General features: G+C 35.0%; 21 protein-coding genes, 1 other RNA gene and 1 riboswitch. Of the genes, 2 read left to right on the forward strand and 20 right to left on the reverse strand.

Features of this window, described 5'->3' with window-relative positions:
* Nucleotides 1-11: 11 nt before the first annotated feature.
* Genes brxC through GF867_RS07815 form a run of 4 tightly spaced genes read right to left on the reverse strand, consistent with a single transcriptional unit; the run spans nt 12 to nt 5,009 of the window.
* Nucleotides 12-3,569, reverse strand: a complete 3,558-nt coding sequence (brxC, locus tag GF867_RS07800) for a BREX system P-loop protein BrxC (RefSeq protein ID WP_153832550.1) — start codon at nt 3,567-3,569, stop codon at nt 12-14.
* Nucleotides 3,566-4,159 (reverse strand): DUF1788 domain-containing protein, encoded by a 594-nt coding sequence (locus tag GF867_RS07805; protein WP_153832551.1) that lies wholly within the window; start codon nt 4,157-4,159, stop codon nt 3,566-3,568. Before GF867_RS07805 ends, brxC begins: the two co-directional genes overlap by 4 nt.
* 5 nt (nt 4,160-4,164) lie before the next feature.
* Entirely contained in the window at nt 4,165-4,755 is a 591-nt protein-coding gene (locus GF867_RS07810; protein WP_153832552.1) for a DUF1819 family protein, read from the reverse strand.
* Nucleotides 4,752-5,009 carry a TIGR04540 family protein gene (locus GF867_RS07815; RefSeq protein WP_216650280.1) on the reverse strand — a complete coding sequence of 86 codons (258 nt, stop codon included), beginning with the start codon at nt 5,007-5,009 and terminating at the stop codon, nt 4,752-4,754. Before GF867_RS07815 ends, GF867_RS07810 begins: the two co-directional genes overlap by 4 nt.
* Here GF867_RS07815 and GF867_RS07820 point away from each other — a divergent pair.
* Nucleotides 4,980-5,432 carry a tyrosine-type recombinase/integrase gene (locus tag GF867_RS07820; RefSeq protein ID WP_153832553.1) on the forward strand — a complete coding sequence of 151 codons (453 nt, stop codon included), beginning with the start codon at nt 4,980-4,982 and terminating at the stop codon, nt 5,430-5,432. The genes GF867_RS07815 and GF867_RS07820 overlap by 30 nt on opposite strands.
* Nucleotides 5,433-5,527: 95 nt before the next feature.
* On the opposite strand, the gene ssrA is transcribed toward GF867_RS07820, so the two are convergent.
* The 4 genes from ssrA to lysA all read right to left on the reverse strand — a co-directional run bounded on the left by ssrA (nt 5,528) and on the right by lysA (nt 9,252).
* Nucleotides 5,528-5,894, reverse strand: a transfer-messenger RNA (tmRNA) gene (ssrA, locus tag GF867_RS07825).
* A 347-nt stretch (nt 5,895-6,241) separates the two neighbouring features.
* The gene (gene dapB, locus GF867_RS07830; protein WP_153832554.1) at nt 6,242-7,012 is read right to left on the reverse strand and encodes a 4-hydroxy-tetrahydrodipicolinate reductase; all 771 of its coding nucleotides are present in this window, start codon (nt 7,010-7,012) and stop codon (nt 6,242-6,244) included.
* Between the two features lie 26 nt (nt 7,013-7,038).
* Nucleotides 7,039-7,932: a 4-hydroxy-tetrahydrodipicolinate synthase gene (gene dapA, locus GF867_RS07835; RefSeq protein ID WP_153832555.1), complete on the reverse strand. Its 894-nt coding sequence runs from the start codon at nt 7,930-7,932 to the stop codon at nt 7,039-7,041.
* A 27-nt stretch (nt 7,933-7,959) separates the two neighbouring features.
* Complete coding sequence (gene lysA, locus GF867_RS07840) at nt 7,960-9,252, reverse strand: diaminopimelate decarboxylase (protein ID WP_153832556.1); 1,293 nt, start codon at nt 9,250-9,252, stop codon at nt 7,960-7,962.
* 140 nt (nt 9,253-9,392) lie between these two features.
* Nucleotides 9,393-9,540, reverse strand: a riboswitch (Lysine riboswitch).
* A 229-nt stretch (nt 9,541-9,769) separates the two neighbouring features.
* Here lysA and GF867_RS07845 point away from each other — a divergent pair.
* Nucleotides 9,770-10,756 carry an aspartate-semialdehyde dehydrogenase gene (locus GF867_RS07845; RefSeq protein ID WP_153832557.1) on the forward strand — a complete coding sequence of 329 codons (987 nt, stop codon included), beginning with the start codon at nt 9,770-9,772 and terminating at the stop codon, nt 10,754-10,756.
* A gap of 51 nt (nt 10,757-10,807) precedes the next feature.
* On the opposite strand, the gene GF867_RS07850 is transcribed toward GF867_RS07845, so the two are convergent.
* The 12 genes from GF867_RS07850 to alaS form a co-directional block, all read right to left on the reverse strand.
* Nucleotides 10,808-11,413: an ECF transporter S component gene (locus tag GF867_RS07850; RefSeq protein ID WP_153832558.1), complete on the reverse strand. Its 606-nt coding sequence runs from the start codon at nt 11,411-11,413 to the stop codon at nt 10,808-10,810.
* A gap of 26 nt (nt 11,414-11,439) precedes the next feature.
* Complete coding sequence (locus GF867_RS07855) at nt 11,440-11,748, reverse strand: HesB/YadR/YfhF family protein (RefSeq protein WP_153832559.1); 309 nt, start codon at nt 11,746-11,748, stop codon at nt 11,440-11,442.
* A 119-nt stretch (nt 11,749-11,867) separates the two neighbouring features.
* Nucleotides 11,868-12,500 (reverse strand): response regulator transcription factor, encoded by a 633-nt coding sequence (locus tag GF867_RS07860; protein ID WP_153832560.1) that lies wholly within the window; start codon nt 12,498-12,500, stop codon nt 11,868-11,870.
* A 23-nt stretch (nt 12,501-12,523) separates the two neighbouring features.
* Complete coding sequence (locus tag GF867_RS07865) at nt 12,524-13,573, reverse strand: sensor histidine kinase (RefSeq protein ID WP_366927795.1); 1,050 nt, start codon at nt 13,571-13,573, stop codon at nt 12,524-12,526.
* Complete coding sequence (liaF, locus tag GF867_RS07870) at nt 13,570-14,319, reverse strand: cell wall-active antibiotics response protein LiaF (RefSeq protein WP_153832561.1); 750 nt, start codon at nt 14,317-14,319, stop codon at nt 13,570-13,572. Before liaF ends, GF867_RS07865 begins: the two co-directional genes overlap by 4 nt.
* 825 nt (nt 14,320-15,144) lie before the next feature.
* Nucleotides 15,145-15,624: a transcription elongation factor GreA gene (gene greA / locus GF867_RS07875; protein ID WP_153832562.1), complete on the reverse strand. Its 480-nt coding sequence runs from the start codon at nt 15,622-15,624 to the stop codon at nt 15,145-15,147.
* 99 nt (nt 15,625-15,723) lie between these two features.
* Nucleotides 15,724-16,353 carry a uridine kinase gene (udk, locus tag GF867_RS07880; RefSeq protein ID WP_311453820.1) on the reverse strand — a complete coding sequence of 210 codons (630 nt, stop codon included), beginning with the start codon at nt 16,351-16,353 and terminating at the stop codon, nt 15,724-15,726.
* Between the two features lie 121 nt (nt 16,354-16,474).
* Nucleotides 16,475-17,671: an endolytic transglycosylase MltG gene (gene mltG / locus GF867_RS07885; RefSeq protein ID WP_153832563.1), complete on the reverse strand. Its 1,197-nt coding sequence runs from the start codon at nt 17,669-17,671 to the stop codon at nt 16,475-16,477.
* 145 nt (nt 17,672-17,816) lie between these two features.
* A complete protein-coding gene (locus GF867_RS07890) occupies nt 17,817-18,122 on the reverse strand; it encodes a DUF1292 domain-containing protein (RefSeq protein WP_153832564.1) in 306 nt (101 codons plus the stop codon).
* An 18-nt stretch (nt 18,123-18,140) separates the two neighbouring features.
* Nucleotides 18,141-18,554, reverse strand: coding sequence for a Holliday junction resolvase RuvX (ruvX, locus tag GF867_RS07895; RefSeq protein ID WP_153832627.1), 414 nt, complete (start codon nt 18,552-18,554; stop codon nt 18,141-18,143).
* Nucleotides 18,555-18,574: 20 nt separating this feature from the next.
* Nucleotides 18,575-18,835, reverse strand: coding sequence for an IreB family regulatory phosphoprotein (locus tag GF867_RS07900; RefSeq protein WP_153832628.1), 261 nt, complete (start codon nt 18,833-18,835; stop codon nt 18,575-18,577).
* A gap of 90 nt (nt 18,836-18,925) precedes the next feature.
* Nucleotides 18,926-21,577 carry an alanine--tRNA ligase gene (alaS, locus tag GF867_RS07905; protein ID WP_153832565.1) on the reverse strand — a complete coding sequence of 884 codons (2,652 nt, stop codon included), beginning with the start codon at nt 21,575-21,577 and terminating at the stop codon, nt 18,926-18,928.
* Nucleotides 21,578-21,808 lie beyond the last annotated feature (231 nt).

Below are 21,808 nucleotides of genomic sequence, written 5' to 3' on the forward strand. Positions count from 1 at the left end.
AAATCACCCTTCTAATCTATTATTTCAATAATCTGATGCATTTGAATTCTTTGTTTCAATTCTCGTGACAGTTTATTCAAGTAATTAGCAATATCTTGCTCATTCTCTATTCTAGCTGGTTTTACAAGACTTGTAATTCTTACCTTTTGAACTGGTTTAGGATCCACAACAGTTGATGAAGTGTCTTCATTTCCGTTATTATTCTGATAATGCGCGTATACTTCTCGTTGGATTGTTCTTTCATATTTTTCTTTCGCATCATTACTATAAACCGTCAAAGCATCTACTCGGTGAATATCACTGGTACCCTCAATTTGACTTAAATAATTCGTCCAAGTACTGTTAATTTTTTCTACTGTTTGGTCAGAAATTCCCTCTTGCTTGCTGTATTGTTTCATACGATTATAATCATCTTGAATTCTTTCTTTTGCTTTATTTTGTCGCTCTTCTAAAATATCATCAAATGTTTCGTTAAAGTTATCTCTGAATTCAGGAATTTTTCTGATTTCTGAGTAAGGAATAGGATTCTTTATAATTTTCTCTAACTCTCGCACACTGTTGTCAATCGTCTCGTTCGCTTCATTCTCAAAGAATGATTGATTCTCTTCATAACGATTCAGTATCTCCAAACCATCATCGAAAAGATTTTTTTGATTAGAACCATAAAAGCCTTTAATATACTCAAAATCTTCTTCCCACTGAATCAATTGCTCTTCCATCTCAACTAATTTATTAAAGTAAGTGAGGTTGTCTAATCGATTGTTGAATTGGTCAAAGAGTTGGGTTCCTTTTTCTAATAAACTAAATCCTGGATATTTTTTATTCGTGTACATTTGTTTGTAATCATTAATTTTAGATATTTTGTCATTGATTAAATCTTGAATACCTAACATCATACCATCTTCATCTTGTGGTAAACTGACTGTATCGAACAAGCTTCTTGCGATACGTCTTACTTTGGATATTAAGGCACTATCCACTTTTTCACGTTTAAGAATAATGCCTTTCGCACTTTCTATATTGTTCGTAAAGACATCCATTAACTCTTTATGAGACTCTTGCGTATTTAAATAAACGGTATTGTATCGTAAGCGGATCTTTTCATCTTTTAATAAATCCACTAACATACCTGAAATATCTAATGATTTCCAACCGAATGGAACTGCTCCGAAATGATCATAAATGAATTTCACAGTAATTTGTTTGCTCATTTGAGTTTGTAATTCAATGTACTGTTCAATCTCATTCATAGCAGCTCTATTTGGATAAGTAGAGTCATCCATTTCAAGCGATAAAGCTCCTTCATTCGAAGTGATTTTTAGTTTTAAGTCTCGTTCACTGTTGATATGGTCTTTCACCAAACTTAATTTATAATAGGTATTCTCAACAAGATAAGATAAGCCATTATTGATACGCTCGCGAGCTGTCGAACCATTTGTTGTAAGTTTTTGACCATTCGCATAGAAATCTGCTTCTTTCACGGCTTTTTCCAGTAAATCTCTTACTCGACGTCGACGTTCACGTACCTCTGCCTGCTTATTATTTAGTATGTTTTGTTTTGTCTCAGATAAATCATTTACATTGCGACGCATACGATATTTTTCAATCTTCAGAACTTCTTCCATTTCCTCAATGTAAGAAGCGTCTCCGCCTAATCGAACAATTAAATCTCTTGAATTCATCGAGTCCATTTGTAATTCTTGATCTTCTACGTCACTTGATGAAATAGCTGATAAAACAGATAAGTTGATGCTAGCTGTTTGTCTACCATGCTTTACTGTGTCGAGTATTTCATTAAAATCGAAATGGTAGTGATTTGAGAATCGGAATTTTTTCTCTGGAAAAACATCTTCAAATAAATACTCAGAGAGTGACTGAATAATTTCCATTTCATCTATTGAAATGCTTTGGATTTCACGGTTAATGTCTTGTTCCTCATCGGTTAAGAAGATAAAATTTTCACCATTCTTTTGAATTAAGCGTTCTTGTCGAAGTTTGTTTAAAGATTCCGTCAGCTTTTGTTTAAGTACTGTTTTATCTTCGTTCACATTCGTTAGCATTAAAGTAGCTATATTATCAATGTTTCCAGGAATTTCTTCGATATATTTAATCATAAAGAGTACTTTTAGAAGATTCAAGTGGAATTCATCGTCAGCTAAGTTTGGATTGTTTGCTGCACTATTAATCACTCGAGTGATTGTAGGATTTAAAAATTCACTCATCGTATTATAGAATGCGTAAAGTGGAATGAGTGCCCCTTCTTGTTCATTTCCATATTGCTGTGCTGCTTCTTGATAAGCCGATAAAAGTGAACGCTCCCCTTCAGAAAGATGCTTTCCTGAAGAACCATGTTTTCTTACTTGCTCAAAGATATTTTGTAATAACTTAAATTGGTAGGGTACAAATGGATAATCTTGTGCAAACTCTACTCCATCATTATATCCTCTATAATTTCCTGGCGTGTCTCTGAAACTAATTAGATTATTTAAAATTGGACCTTGTTCCGGATATACTGCTTGTAGTCGTTCAGTAACTGCTGGTTTTTTATCTAAAATTCTTTTCTTAATGACTTCATCTGCGGAAGTCGATGATAAAGAAAGTCTTGTATCAAATCGACCTTGAATTCTCGAAAAGTCATCCCCTTTTACTTTGATAACATCATCGATACTTTCTTGTGACGTCACAAGAACCCAAACTTTACCTAATGAAGTTGCGCCTAAACTTTCCACAACAGTTTGCAAGTTCAACATTAAGCTTCGATTGTCGCCTATGTATTGACCAATTTCGTCAACTAAAAATACTAGATGGAAATTATTATCTTTGCTATCAACGAATTCTTTCACTTCCTGCGCAAATGATTCGATGGTAAGGTCATCTGCTTGATCCACTCTCTCGTACCAATTTCTAGCACCGTCTACTGACATATTCGAGGCATGAGCAAGAGATTGAATAATCTCTTCTCCTCTAAAATAGAAGTTACTTTGATTTCCTACCCAAGATTCATTAGCCAGTCCTTCATATTTTTCCTTGAATGCTTCAAAGTTCCCTTCATCATCCAAGAATTTTTCCATTCTTGAAATAGCTGTGTTATCACCATAATAGCCTCTATGCTCGTCAAATACTTTTTTGAAAACACGTAGAATTGCATCTCTACTTGTATAGCTCGTATTACTCTTTGCATCAATATTAAATAAAATGGTGTCTGCCTCCACAGACGCTGCTTTTTCCATTAAAGCATAAACCATTGGATCATTTATTTTCTCTTCAAAAAAGTCAACAGGTTTTTTACCAAGTACGGGTTGATTATTTAATAAATATGACAAAATTTTCAGGAAGTGAGATTTACCGGAACCGAAGAATCCACTAATCCAAACACCCATTTTATCTGTTGGTTGATCGACACTTCGTGCGTAATTTTCATAAAAACGTGAAAAATGCTTTATCAATTCTTTAGTTACTACATATTCATCCAATTCTTGGTAGACAATCTCTTCATCTCTTTGTTGTACTTTAACGACACCACGAATATCACGATTTATATCCTTTAAAAACATATCTTTTATTATCAAAACAATTCCTCCTTAAAGTCATCGATTAATCGAAATGCACGATAGTAATTTTCTGGTTCTAATCTATCAAATAATTGTAAATCTTGTTCACTATATTGACCTGGGTAAAATAAGATAACAGGTGTTTTATCTTCCAATATGTCTTGAAGATTGTTTAAGATGTTATGTGTTCGAACAATTGGATAGATTTGACCAACTCCTGTTATAAACAGAACGTTATAATCACCAATTTCATTTTTAATTTTATCTAAAAATATTTCGGGCCTTGCGAAAGTGGTTAATGCCCGATAGAGAAATTCTTTGCCTTCTTTTTCTTCCATTTTAAAAATTTGATCGTAGATGTTTTTTTCTTTTGCAATTTCTAAAAACATGTCGTACAGATTAAATTCAATAATCCGTCGATTATGATGCGGTGCCTTGAAGTAATCTTTGATAAGATAGTTCACATGATCCCTTACTTTTAACTCATCTTTTGGATCGTAATCAAAGATATAAAAGCTAAGTTCATTTCCAAGCCCTCGACCGTCAATGAAAGTCTCTTCATGAATTTTATCTTTGATTAGATCTAATCTTCTATCTATGTTTTTCATAAAGTCTATCCTTCCATAGCTTCAACATATTTTTTGTCACCAATTTTCACTAGATAATCTCGCAACAAATCATCCAGTTGAATTAGAATTAAATCTGTTGAGCTTAACTTACTTAAATAACCTATTTCTAACAAAAGACGATTGTATGAGCTTTTTAAGCGTTTAAGCGTTGACTCACTCCAATTAGCTAGCTTCTCATTGTGATCTGCCTTTTCATTAAAAAAAATATTGATATCTTTTTTCTCATAAATCAAATCGCTATTCTGAAGTTTGATTTTTATAATTTCATCTATAAATTCATAGAACAATAAGTCTGTTTTCATAATGGCATAAAAGTTAATTTGTTTAGCCATTTGATTTGATTCTTCTAAGACATATTTTCGTAATTGATCGTCTAATGTTCTTGCTCGTTTTAATATATATGGAAAACTTCTAGTCGTACTCGATGCTTTTTGTTGAAATAAGTTTTCTTCAAAGACTTTTTCCCTTATTTCTTCATCCGTTAATCCTTCTTCTACTAGATTAACTATTAATTTAAATTCAAAAAATCTAAAGCCAGCACCTGTTAAAGATGTTGAATATACTTTATCTGTCATGGTGTGGTTATCTCCTCAGTATTAACGTCAATAATTTTAGATACGATAGCTAAGCGATTTTTACCGCATTGCTGTTTTATTATGGTAGTATAATCGTTATTTTTTATAATCTTATCTTGATTATTTTGGTAAATCATTGTTACATTTTTTTCTAACTCTTCATCTGTTAGATTATCTACCCAATAGTCATCAACAATTTCATTAATTACAGATGCAACTTCACGTTGAGTCCGATAAAACTTCTTTACTTTCACAGATTCACCTCTGTTTTATTAATTTCTTACTTTTATTATACTTTAGGTAAACTTAATTATCTATGCTTCTTTAATGGATTTAGAGAGAGCAAGCAATTAGTGTTCCCTGCTGATTCAACTAATAAACATATAACTTCCAGCCAATTAAGAAACAACATGCGACAAGTTCAAATTAAAGCTGGTTTGCTACAAATAACCGTACATGATCTAAGACACACTAGCACCTCTTTATTATTTGAAGCTGTTGTGCCTATGGAAGTGGTAAAAGACCGTTTAGGTCATTCGGATATTCAAACCACCATGAACATTTACACACACGTCACCAAAAAAAGAAAACTTGAAACTGCTGAAGATTTTGCTTTATTTATGGAATCAAAAACGAAGTGCCTTTCAAACTCGGTTAAACAATTTACTAGTTCATAAAATGAATGCCAAATTGAATGCCATGACTACCATTTAGACAAAATAAAAAAGGCTCTATAAGCTTTGGGAGCTTATAGAGCCTTCTGTGTTTTATATTATGGAGATGAGGGGAGTCGAACCCCTGTCCAAATATCTCGCCACTATCAAATCTACGCCAATAGTTGAGTCCATTTAAAGTTTAGCTCTAATCTAGCCGACCAACGGGCATCGATTGTCGCGAGTCTGGTAATCTCTTATCTAACTTGCAGACGGAAAGTTAAATCGTAACCCACTTAATTTGAGACCAGGACCTGAGCACATGGGTGATGCCAGACTGATCTTCACCCGCAGTTCTTAGGCTGCTAAAGCGAAATTGTTGTTTGTTTTGTTTGCAGTTATATTTAACTGTAGCGTTTTTAGCAAGTCGCTGCCTTGCTGGCGCATCAACAGCTCGACAATACCTGTCGAAACCATGACATCCCCGTAGGACTTTTATTATAACACGTTTTGATTATAATATCAAATAAGGTCAAATAATCTTATCCTTGTTTTAATTATTTTTGCGCTTGAATTTTCATTTAATGAATTTTATAAACCATATTATCTTTTAGGTTATAATCTATAGTTCGGGATATTAAAGGTGTCGATTAATTTATTTACACAAATCTGAGAATACTTCAAATTTTGTTTAGCCGTGTTGTTTACTATATTTCGCTACTTTAGTTAAGCTGTCACTACGGTGAGTGAAACACAAATACTACTAAACTTATAATCTCTAATATTATAAAAAAACAATCCCCTACTTCAATTTGTAGGGGAATTTTTTATGATTAACCTATTACATCATGCATGTCATATAAACCTGGCTCCGCATTTACTAGAAAACGCGCTGCTTGTAAAGCGCCACGAACAAATAAATCTTTTGTACCAGCACGATGAGTTAACTCTAGTGTTTCTTGATTATTCGCAAATAAAATCGTATGTTCCCCTACAATATCGCCGCCTCTAATCGCATGTACACCAATCTCACTATGAGGGCGTTCGTAGTCAACTCCGTCTCTACCATTTAAGACAGTCGTCGTCTCATCGATACTATCTTGTGCAGCTTTTAAAATCATCTTAGCTGTTCCACTTGGTGAATCTTTCTTATAACGGTGATGTTTTTCAATTACTTCAATATCGTATCCTAATGGATACAACATTTTTGTCATTTGCGCTACGAGCGCTTGCATCACATTAACACCAATGCTCGTGTTATGAGTATCGACAATCGCAATATTTTTTGCTGCAGCTTTAATCAGTTGTTCCTGTTCTTCAGTTTGACCGGTTGTCGCCAACATCAAAGGAGTTTGGTGTTTTTCAGCAATTTTTAAAACGTCATCGGTAATTTTCGGTGAAGAAAAATCAATGATAACATCTGCTGCTTCAGGATTTTCTGTTAAATATTGGCTCATTGCTTCAAACGTAGTAAAAACCTCATAACTCTCTTCGTTACTCTCTTTGTCCTGTAATGCAACCGTTACTTGATCAGTCGTTTGTTCAACAAATCGAACGACTGATTGACCCATCGCACCGCTTGCACCTACTAATAGTATTCTCAAGCTTATCTCCCCCTTTATTAAAAAGCTTAAGCTTTTTTATAGTCACTCACTAATGTGTCGTATTGAGCCAATTCTGTTTTTACTTCTTCACTTGGTTCAATTAGTGGTAGTCGGTAACTATTCTGGATATAACCCATTTCATGAACCAAATATTTTACAGGAATTGGATTTGTTTCTAAGAACAATGCTTCATTAATACCTGCTAATCTTTCTGTTAAAGCCTCTGCTTCATCCAATTGACCATTCGCGAATAATTCATATTGTTGATGTAGTTCACGTGGTAAAACATTGGCCGTCACAGAAATAAAACCATTAACGCCTAATTTAAGCATTTCTAAGTTGATATCATCATTCCCTGAATAAATCGCGAATTCTTCTGGTAGTCGCTCGCGTAATTCACGCGTATACTCTAAATCTCCAGTCGCATCTTTAATTGCGACGATATTTGGGTGATTTGCTAATTCAACCACTTGATCAACTGTTAATACAGCCCCGGTTCGGCCTGGAACATGGTATAGAATGATTGGGATATTCACTGAGTCAGCAATTGTTTTAAAATGAATCAACATACCACGTGTTGAGGTTTTATTATAATAAGGTGTAACAATTAATAAGGCATCTGCTCCGACCATTTCTGCCTGTTGGCTTAATTTAATTGAGTGAGCAGTATCGTTAATACCTGTTCCTGCAATAATCGGTACTCGGCCATCAACATAGTCTACCGCAAATTTAATTAATTCTATTTGTTCCCCATCAGTTAAAGTTGAACTTTCACCTGTTGTTCCCGTAATAACCAAAGCATCGGTTAAATTATCTAAATGAAAATCAAGTAACTCTTCAAATGCTGTCCAATCTATTTCATTCGTTCTTTCATCAAATGGTGTTACTAGCGCAACCGCTGATCCTTCATAAATATGCATAATAATTTTCCTCCTAATTTTATATCCTTAAATTTCTCTCATCATCATTTCTTCGAAACTTTCGCGTTTAACCGTTATATAATGTTTATCCTCATTAACATGAATCATTGCCGGTCGTGGGATGCGATTATAGTTGCTTGCCATTGAATAATTATAAGCACCAGTTCCATTAACTAACAATAAATCTCCGGTAGTCAATTCTGGCAACTCAATATTTTCAATAATTTTATCGCCACTCTCACAAGCTTTTCCAGCAATCGTATAGGTTTTTTCTGCAGGAAATTCCGCTTTATTCACTACCATTGCTTCATACTCTGCCTGATACAAGGCTGGTCGAATATTGTCATTCATACTACCATCGATAAAGGCATAATCTTTTCCACCTGCTGTATGTTTCAAGTCACCAATTTCATACAAAGTGCTACCTGAAGCATTAACTAATGAACGTCCCGGCTCAATCGTCACTTTCTTTAAATTAATTTCAAGCTTAACTGCTTCTGCATGAACATGTTCAATGAAATTTGGTAAGAAATCCACAACATTAAATGGTTGATCTGTTTCAGTATAATAAACACCGAATCCACCACCAAAGTTTATTTCCTCAATCTTTATTCCCAACTTATTCTGCACCGCTGCCGAAAAAGTTAATAGTTCAGTAGCAGCTTTGTAGAAAGAAGCTTCTTCAAATATTTGACTTCCGATGTGACTATGGAAACCTGCGAAATTTAAGTTCTCAGCCGTTGCTAAACGTTGAATAACCGTGTCAATGGCTTCATCGAAGACACTCTCACCAAATTTTGAATCTAAATTCGCCGTCATAATATACTCATGCGTATGAGCTTCAACTCCTGGATTCAATCGTAGTAAAACGCGTTGTTTCTTGCCTATTTCTCCAGCGATTTGATTCACACGTTCTACTTCCATACGATTATCAATCACAATTGTTCCAACATTATTCTCAATCGCATAACGAATTTCTTGATTCAATTTATTATTACCATGGAAATACATCTTTTCTGGATTGACACCATTATGAATGCCAGTAAAAATTTCCCCAGCACTCACAACGTCTTGCCCGATGCCTAATTCTGAAATTAAACGAGCAATCGCTTTAGTCAAAAGAGCTTTTGATGCATATAGAACTTCTGTCTCGAAATATGGAGTCTCCATTGCTTGTTGGTAACCTTTGACGCGTTCGCGGAAACTCGCTTCATCAAAAATATATAAGGGTGTGCCATAAGTTTCTGCCAATTCTAAGTAATCATGACCAGCATGTTTTAATCGTCCATCTTGAACGTTTTGATATTTTTCTAAGCGCATCTTGTTGCTCCTCAATATAGTATTCTTTCTTTCCAAAATATACAAAAAGAGACCTCGAACAAAGGGTCCGGGGTCTCACTTCTTAAAAGACTAGCTCCAATAGCTGTCAATTTATCATCAAGTGTAAAATTCTTTGCCCGGTATTTGCTTGCTCTTCGTAATTAACAGGGCAGTTAATTACAACAGTGACAGACCTATTATGATCAGCCCCCAACGATTGCTCGTTTCGGCGATATCCCCTTTCCAAACCTAGTTTGTACTCTTGTCAATCGCGCCTCGCCCAAAAACCATTTATTTATTTTTTCAATCTGGAACTAGCATAACAATCATTTTTCGCTTTGTCAATCAACTGAATTTTTTTCTAATATTATTCCCATTTAAAAACACTGAATTAATAACATTTATTACTAATTTTACAAAACATTATTAATTTTTAATGAAATAATCACTTGACATTTCCAACTGAAATCTTTAGGGTTAACGATAATAAGATTTATCGAAAGGAGTTTTATATCCAATGTCAAAACAATATAACTTAGCCGTTTGTGGCGCAACTGGTGTTGTAGGTCGTAAAATTATTCAAGTTCTCGAGGAAAGAGATTTTCCAATTGAAAACTTAAGTCTTTTTGCTTCTGCTCGTTCAGCAGGTCAAACTATCGATTTTAAAGGTGAAGCCATCACCATTCAAGAATTAAAAGAGGATTCATTAAAAGCCCCAATCGATATTGCGATTTTCTCTGCTGGTGGCGAAACTTCTACACACTATGCTCCTTTCGCTGCTGACAATGGCGTTATTGTGATTGATAACAGTTCAGCTTGGCGTATGGATCCAAAGGTACCATTAGTAGTGCCAGAAGTGAATTCAAATGCTTTGGCCAATGGTTCTAAAATTATTGCGAATCCAAACTGTTCGACAATTCAATCTGTTGTACCTTTAGCAGCACTAAAACCATACGGAATTAAACGTGTTGTTTATAGTACTTATCAAGCTGTTTCAGGCGCTGGTCAAAAAGGTCTAGCTGACTTAGAGAACAACACAACGAATAATTTCCCTTATCCGATTAATGATACGGTTATTCCACAAATTGATGTTTTCTTAGATAATGGCTATACAAAAGAAGAAATCAAAATGATTGAAGAAACACGCAAAATACTTGAAATGCCTGAATTAAGAGTAACGGCAACAACAGTACGTGTCCCAATTAAAAACTCGCATGGTGTCAGCATCAATATTGAATTGGAAAAAGAATTTGATTTAGACACTGTAAGAGAAGATTTTGCTAAATATCCTGGAATTGTCGTAGTCGATGATAACGCCAATCAGAAGTACCCGCTTCAATCAGAAGCTACTGGAAAGGACGAAGTCTTTGTTGGACGTATACGCCGTGATGAGTCACTTGAGAATGGAATTAATATTTATGTTGTAGCAGATAACATCCGAAAAGGTGCTGCCACAAACTCCGTTCAAATTGCAGAAGCATTAGTAAAAAATAACCTAGTATAAGAAAAAAGCACAGGCTCGAGTTTTTACTCAAGCTTGTGCTTTTTAATTTGATTATTTTCTTTCACCATTAACGCCCTTAAGCGCAATTAAAATAACGGGAACTAAGATACCTGCTAAAATCATTTCGGGTATACCATTCGCAATCACAATACCACTTAGAATACTCCATAATGTTTCCATCGAAGCATCTTGAATAGATAAGTATTGTTCTCTTCTAAATACAACAATAGAACCTAGAACTAGCACCGTATTTAATAAGCTGCCTAACACACCAGAAATGGCTGCATTGACTTTAAACGAAACCGATTTGCTTAGTATTTTGTGAGAAATAAAGCCAACAATTAATGGCATCAACATTCTCGGTAATATCGTCACAAAAGGTGAGTTAAATACATAAATGTACATTGGCGATGTCGGCATCACGTAAGCACGTATTAAACTATTCACACCCCATACTCCACCTACAATAACACCAGCCTTAGTGCCTAGGTACAAAGTAGCTACAATGACCGTTACATGTATAAATGTAATAGCCAATGGATATAGCGGAATCGTGATGTTACCTAAAAAAGGTACCCAAGATTGAAGGATAATGATCGCCATAAACAGACTAATCCTTACCAAATCTTTTGTTTTATTGTTAGAATAACTTGTCATAATATTTCCTCCGAACCTCGTTACATTTAGTTAATTGCAACCCCATCTTTAAGATAAACATAATGTGGTTCAGCATGTTCATTCAATGTAATATTCAAATCATGTCCATCAAAAAACCACTCATCTGTATCCTCAATAAAGAATAAAACACCATTATCTGCTTTATAAGTTACGATTGGATTAAGCGGTTCAATTGGATCAATTGCTAAACCGAAGCCCTCACGTACTGGACTACCACCATAAATTTTAGCTTTAATTCGAATACCTGCACCCTCTCGGATACCAACTTCTTCTTTAAACCATGCAGCAGCTTGCTTATCTACAGTTAATTTCATTTTTGTTCTCCTCTCAATAAAGGTTTCTAACATATTATACATTAAACTTATTAAAAAGATAGTCCGTCAAAGTCATAGAAAACATGAATAATTATTATACCCTTTCAAAATATGTCCCACTATTTCATTAGTTCGTTTTGAAAAGCATAGATTGTTGCTTGAGTTCGGTCAACGACTTCTAATTTAGACAGAATATTTGAAACATGCGTTTTAACCGTTTTTAATGTAATAAACAATTCATCCGCTATTTCTTGGTTAGCATAACCTTTGGCAATCAATAATAATACCTCTAGCTCACGGCTAGTTAAATCATCATGTAAATGATGCTCTTTTTCTTTTGCATCACGTTCTAATATTTTGTTCGTTACTTCTGCTTCTATCACATTATTCCCCGCATGAGTCGAACGAATTGCATCGGCTATTTCTTTTGCTGATGATGTTTTAAGAATGTAACTGGATGCGCCCGCTTCAATCGCTGGGTATACTTTCTCGTCATCTAAAAACGAAGTGACGATAATTATTTTGGCTTCTGGCCAGTCTGTCATTATCTTTTGTGTCGCTTCAATACCATCCATTACATCCATTACCAAGTCCATTAATATAATGTCAGGCTGTAATTCCAACGCTTTAGTGTAGCCTTGCAAACCATTTTCAGCTTCACCTACTACTTCAATATCAGGTTGAACCATCAAATAGGATGAAACACCCAATCTTACCATTTCATGATCATCTACTAGTAATACTTTTATCATAATCGACATCCTATCTTTTAAGTTTATACTGGAATACTTATATCTACGATCGTTCCTTGCTGTTTAATGCTGACAATCTTAAATGTGCCGCCCAGACCCACGACACGTTCTCGCATGTTTCTTAAGCCGTAACTCCCCACTTTATCTGGTTGGTTACTTTCAAAGCCTACGCCATCATCAACAATTTTGAGTGTCACACTATCTTGAGTTTGATTGAGGTAAACTTCTAATTTATTTGCTTTGGCGTGTCTTAGCGTATTGGAAACTGCTTCTTGAACAATTCTAAATAAATGGTCCTCAATCCCACTGTCTAAAGTCGTTTCCATCAATTCCCATTTTAATTCTAATGACACTTTCGAATACAACTCTTCCAACAGATTGGTAATGCCTTGTTTTAAGGAGCGGTCTTCTAATGCCACTGGTCTTAAGTGTAACAGTAATGCACGCATTTCCGTTTGCGCATTACCGATAACTTCTTCAACTTTAATCAATTGTTTTTTGACTGGTTCTGATAATTGACCATCGATTGTTTCGTTAATCGCTGATAACATCATCATGGCCGCAAACAATTGCTGACTAACTGAATCATGGAGTTCGCGTGCAATTCTCGAGCGTTCTTTTTCGATAATCTCTTCTTTGGTGTCTTCGCCAACAAAAACAGGTGCAGCGGTAAATTCTTGTAAATCAGCGGATAATTGCACTAATCTTTCGCGTATACGATTGATGTCGTTGGATAATATTTTGTCATTATCATACCAACTACGTTGATTTACTTCTTGGTTGAATATACTGTGTTTATACTTTCCGAGTAAGAGCCAATTAATTTTAGCGCGTATTTGTTCATAAGGTTCATTTAAAGAAAACGCAATATAAACTGCATAGACCGCTGAGCTTGCTACTATAAAAGCTAATAAAACAAGTATAAATGGTAGTCTGAAAACTGTCCTAAATAATAACTCATCCAGAGGTAAGATAGCTAATGGCCTGACAATAATTAATATGATAACGACTACGAAAGAAATACTTATAAAGACTTGGTTTAAAAATAAACGAAACCACAAACGTAAATTCACAGTAAAATCACCTCGATATCTCCGGTAACAATTGAAATGATCACTTTTAATTTGCGATCTGAATCTGAATAAGCAGGACTCGTCCACTGAAAATTATCGCCTCTCAATAAATATTGTTGCGATTCAAACACAACTTGTCCAGAAACTGCGCTAATATTTAACCGCAAACCAATATCTTTGGGAATAATCACACGTGTTCGTCCAAAAAGTTTCCGAATCATAACAATATTTTCTCCTGCTGGTAAGATGGTGTTACCGAGATCGATAATCGAGTTACCTCCAATATAAGCTAAGTTGATATCATCCCATTCATAAACATTTTTATTCTCTTCCCTAGAGTCAAATAGTGACTGATTTTTAAGTAAAGAACGTTGCCCACTTTGAGGTTGAACCAGTTGGATACCATGATACTGTTCTTTTGTTTGAAACGGATGTAAGACAGATTCACCGAAAAAGAAAAATTCATTTCCCTCTGGTGTTCGATATAACAGTATAATTAACAAGATTGCTACTAACAATAACCAAATTGATTTCGTTAATAATAGCGATAATAGTATGAAAAAAAAGCCAATAATGAAAAGAAATCGTTTAACAAACGACTGTTTCACCCACGATGTTGAGACAAGAAATAGAATACCAATTCCTAGAATCGCAACATTTTGCATTGTTGTGAATATTTCAAATGCAATCAAAGTCAAACTGACACCAATTACAATAAATATATTATTCTTCAAAAAATTAATCATCTGACGCCTCTTTTCACTCTATATACATTTTACTCTATCATGCCAAGCTCTAGTTCTAAGAGCATCCGCCTAAAGTACCAAAGTTAAAATTTTATTAAGTCCTTGCTTTAATTTTATCATAATCCTATCAAAATATGATACATTATCCTTATTTTATGACTTTCAATTCATTATCTCTAAAATCAAAAAATATACTGGTTGTAAATGCTACATAAGAGAAATTAGAATAAGTAGCCATTGATATACATTCTGCTCTTAAAATCGTGTTATTTACCTTAATTTCCAATAGCTAGATTGTTGTTTGTTTCACATTGCATTTAGATTTGCTTCTTCAAATGAGCTTAAGTAACTCTCAGAAGAATCTGAGGCTTTGAGGGCGACCACCGTCTTGGATAAACAACAAGATGAGCGAAGTACAAAGCTTGATAAATCAGCATAAAACTCATAGACCTTATATTATAAAAAAACCTCGTACTTTGTCCGAAGCCTTTAAATTCCGTTTAGCAGTATTAACTTGAGTATATCGCTTTACTTTTGTTAAAATATTTAACGTAGCTCAATGACTTGTTTTCCAGAGCGGTACAAAGGGTAATCGGCGTAGCTTGGTGCGACTTTGAGCGCAGCGAATTAGACACATCCTAGCCGATTGAGCTGGAAAAGCACGAACAACCGTGAGGCTTTGAAAGCGACCATCGCCTTGGATAAACAATTAGCTGAGCGAAGTACAAAGCTTGGTAACTCAACTAAAAATTTTCTAACTTCTTAAAATACAAAAAAACGCTCTTGACCTTAGGTTACCCCAAGAACAAGAACGTTTAACTAACATTATGCTTTTTCTACTTTTGTAATCTTAACATCAAAGGCTCCACCAGGCGTTTCGATTGAAACAACATCGCCAACTGATTTATTTAATAAAGCTTTAGCGATTGGTGAGTCATTAGAAATTTTAGCATCTAATGGATCAGCTTCTGCACTACCAACAATTTTGTAAGTTTCCTCATCACCATCTGGTAATTCCACAAAAGTAATCTTACGACCTAATGAAACAATGTTTTCATCAACATCAGAATCGTTAATAATTTCCGCAAAACGAATCATTGTTTCTAAAGTCGAAATACGACCTTCAACGAATGCTTGCTCATCTTTTGCTGATTCATATTCTGAGTTTTCAGATAAATCACCAAAACTACGAGCAACTTTAATACGTTCTACAATTTCTTTTCTTTTGTTAACTTTTAAATCTTCGAGTTCAGCTTCTAATTTAGCTTTTCCCTCTAAAGTCATTGGATAAACTTTTTCTTCCATAATTTTCTCCTAACCCCCTTTTCGTAAAACAACAAAATTAAGATATCATTTTATTGCAAGGATTTCAATATAATATTTTATATTTATATAAAATGTAGTCTATTTTTCCAAACCGATGATCGTTCCAATTTTAGTGGTTAGTAAGTCAATTGCGACTTGATTATAACCACCCTCAGGTACGATGATGTCTGCATAGCGCTTTGTAGGCTCAATAAACTGGTGGAACATTGGTTTTACAACGTTAACGTATTGCTCAATGACAGATTCAACTGAGCGTCCGCGTTCAATAACATCACGTTGAATTCTTCGTGCCAAGCGAATATCATCGTCGGTGTCAACATAAACTTTGATATCCATTAAATCACGTAAACGTTTATCTTCTAGAATTAAAATTCCTTCAATGATAATAACTTCTCGTGAATGCTCTATAACAACTTCATCGCTTCTTGTATGTTTAGCATAATCATAAACAGGTTTTTCAATGGATTTACCTTCTAAAAGGTCATTTATATGTTGGTAGAATAACTCTGTATCAAACGCTAATGGATGATCATAGTTAGTATTCAAACGTTCTTCGAATGTTAAATGTGATTGATCTTTATAGTAATAATCTTGTTGTAGTAACATGACATTCATGTTACCGAAATGCTTTAAAATTTTATTGCTGACACTAGTTTTCCCACTACCTGAGCCACCAGTTACTCCAATGATAATCGGTTTTTTTGACACTTTTACACTTCCTATACTATATCTTGTTTAATTGTTTCTTTACACAAATCGAAGTTGGCTTAGCAACAGTCACTTCTTAGGAGGGACTTGCTTTTAAGCCAACTTATCATATATTAAATGTTTATTCTGTTACTTCGTCCACAGGTTCTTCACTTTCTGCTTGTGATTCATCACTCTCGAAATATGGATTTACATATTGCTCAACTAAAGCATTATGATCATCAATATTAGATGAATAATAAATTTCCTGTGTATCTAAATCAGCGACAAAATAGTAATACTCTGAGTATGTTGGATAAATTGTTGCCATTATCGAAGACATACTTGGACTATTATATGGACCAGGTGCTAGCCCTGTATACATATAAAGATTATATGGTGAATCAACTTCTAAATCTTCTAGCGTAACTAACTCTTTGTGTTCTCCCAATGCATAAAGCACTGTGATATCACTTTGAAGTGGCATGCCCACATCAATACGGTTTAAGAAAACACCGGCTATGAGCGCTCTATCTTCATTAGTAATACCTTCACGTTCAACTATGGATGCTAACGTTAAGACCTGATGGAATGATAACCAAGTATTATCTAAATCTTCTCGAATCGCTTGGAACTCCAAGTTCATCGTTGATACCATCTGGGTAACTAAATCTTCCAAAGTCATACCCGCTAAATAATCATAAGTTGCTGGGAATAAGTAGCCTTCAAGTGGATATTTCAATCCTTCAATATCGAGTAAGCCAGCTAACAATGTTGGAAACTTCTCTGATAAGCCTTTGATAAATGTTTCATCATTAACCAAAGTCATAAATTCTTCTGATGTATAAGGTGTTTTTTCTTCAATTAATTCACCAATCTGTTCTAAAGTTGTTCCTTCAATAACAGTAATTGTTGTATCAACATCTTCGAAAATTGGTTCCCCACCTGCTTTAAGTTGAGCAATAATCCCATCTACGTTCATCGCTTTTGAAAATTCATAATGACCGGCTTGAAGTTCACCCACATTCTGCAATTTCATATACACTTCAAAAATAAATTGATTATTAACTAAAGCATTTTCTTTTAAAATTGCCGCAATATCGTCTGTCGTACTACCAATTGGCACAGTTACCTCAACAGTTTGTTCATTTTTATCATCAACAGGTCCTAACGCATGATTAATATAAAAATAACTGCCTAAGCTCCCAACGATTACGATTGTCAGAAAGGTGATAATTATGATTTTGACGATACGGTTCGTCCACATTTTTTCTTTGACTTGGTAAGTCTCTTTCGTTTTCGCTTGTTCACGAATTTTTTTCCAATCAAATTTAGCCATAACTCCTCCTTTAACTAACAAGACTAATAATGCTAGCATTATATCAGACTTCATCTATGTTGGCTACATATTGCATGTTACAAAAACATCACACTTTCGCGTTAATCGCAAAAGTGTGATTGTCCGATAGATACTATCTTTTTTATTAGTCTTCGTCTGCTAGGAATGTATTCAATACTTCTTCAACCATATCCCATTCTTCTTCGGTTTCAATTGGTTGTAAAGCACCAGCATTACCTTCTTCAGTCTCTATGTATGAAAAAGCTTGTAATTCTACATCTTCATCTTCAACTGTACCTGCTGGATAAACTAATACATAACTCTTGTTAAAATCTTCAGATTCAAAAGTGAATAGAATCTCATATAAAGACTCGTTCCCCTCTTCGTCTAAAATTGTAATATATTCGTGATCGTGGTCATGATTGTGATCGTGGTCGTGATTGTGAACCATAATATAGCCTCCTATTGTTTAATTTTTAGTATTTAAATAATTTTGTAAAATAATTACTGCGGCAAGTTTATCAATAACTTGCTTACGTTTCTTACGTGAAACATCGCCTTCTGTAATTAACATCTTCTCAGCTTGAGCAGTTGTTAAACGCTCGTCTTGATAGGCAATCTCAATTTCTGGTAATAATTCTTGTAATTTCTCACCATAAGCCAGTGACGCTTCTGCTCGCGGTCCAATAGAATTATTCATATTTTTAGGCAAGCCAATAATTACCTTATTAACTGACTGTTCTTTGATTAATACTAACAAGCGATCAAATCCGAAATCTCCTTCATCTTCATTGATGCGGATAGTTTCAACGCCTTGAGCAGTCCAACCCATCAAGTCACTGACGGCTACACCAACAGTTCTCGAACCTACATCCAATCCCATTGTTCTTTGATAATTCAATGTTAGCTCTCTTTCTGAGTCAAATAAAATTCGACTAATTTTTCTACTATTTCATCACGTTCATGACGACGAATTAAATTACGTGCATCATTGTGACGCGGAATATAAGCTGGATCACCAGATAATAAGTAACCAACTATTTGGTTGATTGGCTCATAACCTTTTTCTTCCAGTGCAGTATAAACTATTTCTAAAGTTTCTCGCACGGTGCGTTTATTTAAATCATCTAATTTGAATAATATTGTTTCATCTAATGATTGCATGTCTTTCACCGACCCTTTCTTATAGTCACATTTTACATTAGTTGACCAAGAAATGAAACTTTTATTGATTTAAAACTCTTATTCTGAGAATTAATTCATTAAGTTTGTAATTTCTGTCGCAATTTCACTTAACATTTGATCGATACCCGCTGGATTTTTACCTCCGGCTTGAGCCATTTGTGGACGACCACCACCGCCACCACCAATTTGTTTAGCCAGTGGTTTAATTAAATCTCCTGCTTTTAGCCCTTTAGCCACTGTTTCATCATCAACCAATACCATTAAGTTTGCTTTATCATCTTGAGCAGCTGCTAAAACTAATACATTCGACGCTGCTTTTTGACGCCAAACATCACCTAGATTACGTAAACCATCCATATTCTGGTTATCTAATTTCAGACCGATAAATGTAATGTCTGATGCAGTTTGAACATCATTAAATAGATTGTCTGATTCTTGTTGCATTATTTTTGCTGATAAAGATTCTACTTTAGAATGAGTTGCTTTCAATTCTTCTTGCATCAATTCAATTCGATGTGCTAATTGATCTAACTGTTGAACTTTTAGTTGAGCTTGAACATCTGTCAGTAATTGTTCTTTAGCTTGGTAATCAGCTATTGCTGCTTGACCCGTTAACGCTTCAATACGACGGATACCTGCACCTATACCTGATTCACTAATTAACTTAAATGTACCGATTTCATTTGTGTTGGTAACGTGAGTCCCACCACATAGCTCAATGGATTCATTCGCAATATTGACAACACGTACAACATCGCCATATTTTTCACCAAACAATGCCATAGCGCCTAAAGCTTTCGCATCATCAATCGACATTTCAGTAATATCTACATCCACCGCGTTCTCAATATAGTAATTGACAATACTTGCGATTTGTTTTAATTCTTCATCCGTCACTTTACCAAAGTGCGAGAAGTCAAAACGTAGACGATCTGGCCCAACATATGACCCTGCTTGATTAGCATGATCACCCAAGACAACTTTCAATGCTTTATGTAATAAGTGAGTTGCCGTATGGTTTTGATTTGTTTTAATACGCGCCTGACGATCAACTGTTAGTGTATAAGACTGATTAATGTTCAATGGCATCTCTAATGTTCTCAATTTATGCATAAATTGACCATTAGGTGCTTTCTTAACATCTAATACTTCAGCCAACATATCTGGTCCGTCAAATATCGCGCCGTTATCTGCAACTTGCCCACCCATTTCAGCATAAAATGGTGAACGGTTAAAGAATACCCATCCTTCAGAACGTGCTGGTAATTGGTCGTGTAATTCATCATTGATAACAATCGCTTTAATTGTGCCATTAGTTGATAATTGTTCATAACCAACAAATTCGAAATCAAAATCAATTGTCTGTAATACCGCTGATTGAACAGACATACTTTCTTCTTGTGAACGTGCAGAGCGCGCTCTTTCTCTTTGCGCTTCCATTTCAACATCAAAACCAGCCGCATCAACCGTAAAGTTATTGTCTTGAGCAATTTCTTCAGTTAATTCTAATGGGAAGCCAAACGTATCATATAGTTGGAAAGCTTGTGGTCCAGTGATTTCATTTTTGCCCGCTGACTTTAATTCAGCAATGATATCCATTAAATGCGTTTCGCCAGCTTCAATTGTTTCATGGAAACGATCTTCTTCATTTAAAATTACTTGTTGAACGAACGCCATATTCTGTCTTAATTCGTGATAGAAGTCGCCCATAATCTCTGCAATTACCGGAACCAATTTACTCATGAAAGCACCTTTAATGCCTAATTTACGTCCATGCATCACGCTACGACGAATTAAACGTCTTAGGATATAGCCGCGACCTTCATTAGATGGCAAAGCACCGTCACTAATCGCAAAAGATACGGCACGCACATGGTCAGCAATTACTTTAAAACTCACTTTTAATGCTTCTGCTGTTTCGAATTCTACTCCGTTAGCATAAGTTTCAATCGCTTTAATAATTGGCATGAACAAGTCTGTTTCGAAGTTAGTCGGTGTATCTTGAATAACTGATACTACACGTTCAAGACCCATACCCGTATCAACGTTCTTGTTTGGTAGTGGTTGATAAGTACCATCTGGTAAGTGGTTAAATTCAGAGAACACTAAGTTCCAAATTTCTAACCAACGCTCGTTTTCCCCTCCAGGATAGTTTTCTGGATCACCTTCTGGCAGATCGTTATAAGCTTCTCCACGATCGTAAAAGATTTCTGTGTTAGGTCCACAAGGGCCAGCACCGATATCCCAGAAGTTTCCTTCTTCAGCTACTAAGTGTGTAGGATCAAAACCATCAATATTCTCCCAAATTTCTTTAGTTTCATTATCTTCAGGATAGTACGTTACATAAAGCAATTCCGGATCAAAATTTAACCATTTTTCACCTGTTAAAAATTCCCAAGCCATTGGAATAGCCTCAACTTTATTATAATCACCAATTGAAAAGTTCCCTAACATTTCAAACATCGTATGGTGACGCGCTGTATAACCAACATTCTCAATATCGTTCGTTCGAATACTCTTTTGAGAGTTAGCTAAACGAGGATTTTCGGGCACCTCAGTACCGTCGAAATATTTCTTTAAAGTTGCTACACCTGAGTTAATCCATAATAAAGTTGGGTCATTGACAGGTACTAAAGATGCACTCGGTAAAATTAAATGTTCTTTCTCTTCAAAAAAGTCTAACCACATTTGTCTTACTTGTGCACTATTTAATTGCTTCATTCTATCTTCTCCTCTTATTTTAAATCATAAAAAAATTAAAAGAGCCGTTATAAGTAAGGGCGATTTTCGCGGTACCACCTTACATATAACGACTCTTGTCCTTATTTCTTATCATATCGTTAACGCCGATGATACGCTAATCTTTCGAATAGTTTTCAACTTGAGGGAGCATCTTGAACATCGATTTCTTTCACCTTATGAAATCGTCTCTAAATCGTTTAGATATGGCCT

The organism is Fundicoccus ignavus (assembly GCF_009659375.1).
GTDB classification, from domain to species: domain Bacteria; phylum Bacillota; class Bacilli; order Lactobacillales; family Aerococcaceae; genus Fundicoccus; species Fundicoccus ignavus.

Excerpts from the sequence above, each read along its gene's own strand:
- GF867_RS07805 (WP_153832551.1), bottom strand. The coding sequence starts at position 4,159 with ATGAAAAACATAGATAGAAGATTAGATCTAATCAAAGATAAAATTCAT.
- GF867_RS07810 (WP_153832552.1), bottom strand. The coding sequence starts at position 4,755 with ATGACAGATAAAGTATATTCAACATCTTTAACAGGTGCTGGCTTTAGA.
- dapA (WP_153832555.1), bottom strand. The coding sequence starts at position 7,932 with ATGCATATTTATGAAGGATCAGCGGTTGCGCTAGTAACACCATTTGAT.
- lysA (WP_153832556.1), bottom strand. The coding sequence starts at position 9,252 with ATGCGCTTAGAAAAATATCAAAACGTTCAAGATGGACGATTAAAACAT.
- GF867_RS07845 (WP_153832557.1), top strand. The coding sequence starts at position 9,770 with ATGTCAAAACAATATAACTTAGCCGTTTGTGGCGCAACTGGTGTTGTA.
- GF867_RS07850 (WP_153832558.1), bottom strand. The coding sequence starts at position 11,413 with ATGACAAGTTATTCTAACAATAAAACAAAAGATTTGGTAAGGATTAGT.
- GF867_RS07855 (WP_153832559.1), bottom strand. The coding sequence starts at position 11,748 with ATGAAATTAACTGTAGATAAGCAAGCTGCTGCATGGTTTAAAGAAGAA.
- GF867_RS07860 (WP_153832560.1), bottom strand. The coding sequence starts at position 12,500 with ATGATAAAAGTATTACTAGTAGATGATCATGAAATGGTAAGATTGGGT.
- liaF (WP_153832561.1), bottom strand. The coding sequence starts at position 14,319 with ATGATTAATTTTTTGAAGAATAATATATTTATTGTAATTGGTGTCAGT.
- greA (WP_153832562.1), bottom strand. The coding sequence starts at position 15,624 with ATGGAAGAAAAAGTTTATCCAATGACTTTAGAGGGAAAAGCTAAATTA.
- mltG (WP_153832563.1), bottom strand. The coding sequence starts at position 17,671 with ATGGCTAAATTTGATTGGAAAAAAATTCGTGAACAAGCGAAAACGAAA.
- GF867_RS07890 (WP_153832564.1), bottom strand. The coding sequence starts at position 18,122 with ATGGTTCACAATCACGACCACGATCACAATCATGACCACGATCACGAA.
- ruvX (WP_153832627.1), bottom strand. The coding sequence starts at position 18,554 with ATGGGATTGGATGTAGGTTCGAGAACTGTTGGTGTAGCCGTCAGTGAC.
- GF867_RS07900 (WP_153832628.1), bottom strand. The coding sequence starts at position 18,835 with ATGCAATCATTAGATGAAACAATATTATTCAAATTAGATGATTTAAAT.
- alaS (WP_153832565.1), bottom strand. The coding sequence starts at position 21,577 with ATGAAGCAATTAAATAGTGCACAAGTAAGACAAATGTGGTTAGACTTT.